Source organism: Photobacterium alginatilyticum (genome assembly GCF_009910675.1).
Taxonomy (GTDB): domain Bacteria; phylum Pseudomonadota; class Gammaproteobacteria; order Enterobacterales; family Vibrionaceae; genus Photobacterium; species Photobacterium alginatilyticum.
The window spans coordinates 1-1,309 of record NZ_RSEJ01000111.1 but is presented as its reverse complement, the minus strand read 5'-3'; the positions used below and the strand labels follow the sequence as shown (position 1 = coordinate 1,309).

Below are 1,309 nucleotides of genomic sequence, written 5' to 3'. Positions count from 1 at the left end.
CTCAGGAATCCCCACAAAATTCCTTTACTGTTCAATAAGTAGACACGCACCTTGCCTTCTGATCTAATGAATTCACCACAAAAACAAAAGAAGAAAACAAGATGCGTGATATTCAAATACTACACGACTCCCTTAGAGAACAATGCCCTAGCATTCACAAAAAGCGACTCAACTCACTCATGGATTCGGTGAAAGCTCTACTAAATAACGATGCGCTGACCCTAACCTTGCTTGGCAGAGCCCTTCCTTCTAAAGCAAAAGCCAAACACTGTATAAAGCGGGTTGATCGTTTATTAGGTAATTGTCATCTACACCGAGACAGGCTAGATATTTACCGCTGGCACTGCCACCAAATATGCTCGGTTAACCCTCAGCCGATCGTCCTCGTCGACTGGGCCGATATCCGGGAATATAAGCGACTCATGGTACTCAGGGCATCCATCGCTGTAGACGGTCGTTCCGTTACCCTTTTCGAGCAATCCTTTACCTTTAAACAGTACAACTCTCCCCGCAGTCACCAAACATTTCTTGATAACTTTAAAGCCGTTTTACCCTCGCATGTCATACCCATTATTGTCACTGATGCTGGTTTCCGGAACACCTGGTTTCGGCAGGTAGAGACTATGGGCTGGTGCTATCTAGGACGCGTTCGCGGAGATGTAAATGCCTTTTATAACAAACAGTGGCATCACATTAAGCAACTGTTTAAAAAGGCAAATAATAAACCCAAGTACATTGGATTGACCCAATTGGCAAAACGAAAACCATTACTCTGCCACCTGCACCTCTTCAAGAAACAAACGGTTAAAAAACGAAAAGACAGACCCAGAGGCCGAGAGCACTTCACTGCACAAGCCGTTCATAGAAAATCAGCAAAAGAACCTTGGCTACTCGCCACCAACATCCCAACCGACATCTTCTCCTCCCGCTGTATCATCCGCCTCTATGAAAAGCGCATGCAAATTGAAGAGACTTTCCGAGATCTAAAAAGCCCTCAATACGGCTTTGGTCTCCGTCAAAGTCGAACAAACGATCCTAAGCGTCTGGATATCCTGTTGCTGATCGGCCTTCTCTCTTTCATGGTCTATTGGTGGTTCGGCATTGCTGCCGAACATGCCGGTTGGCACCGCCACTTCCAGGCTAATACTATAAAAAAGCGACGTGTATTATCGTTCGTCAGGCTCGGAAAAGAAGTCTTTCGACGGCTAGAATATCACATTACAGATTCAACATTACGTTGGGCACAACAAGAGTTAATTATGATGGCGAGGAGCAGTTATCATGCATAAATTTTGTGGGGATCCTCCAG

At 45.3% G+C, this 1,309-nt stretch carries 1 protein-coding gene; it reads left to right on the top strand.

Annotated features, from left to right (window positions below; all coding sequences use genetic code 11):
- The first annotated feature begins 101 nt into the window (after nt 1-101).
- Nucleotides 102-1,289, top strand: coding sequence for an IS4 family transposase (locus EIZ48_RS28220; protein ID WP_160658707.1), 1,188 nt, complete (start codon nt 102-104; stop codon nt 1,287-1,289).
- The last annotated feature ends 20 nt before the right edge of the window (nt 1,290-1,309 follow it).

Coding starts and splice junctions, on each gene's coding strand:
- EIZ48_RS28220 (WP_160658707.1), top strand. CDS start 102: ATGCGTGATATTCAAATACTACACGACTCCCTTAGAGAACAATGCCCT.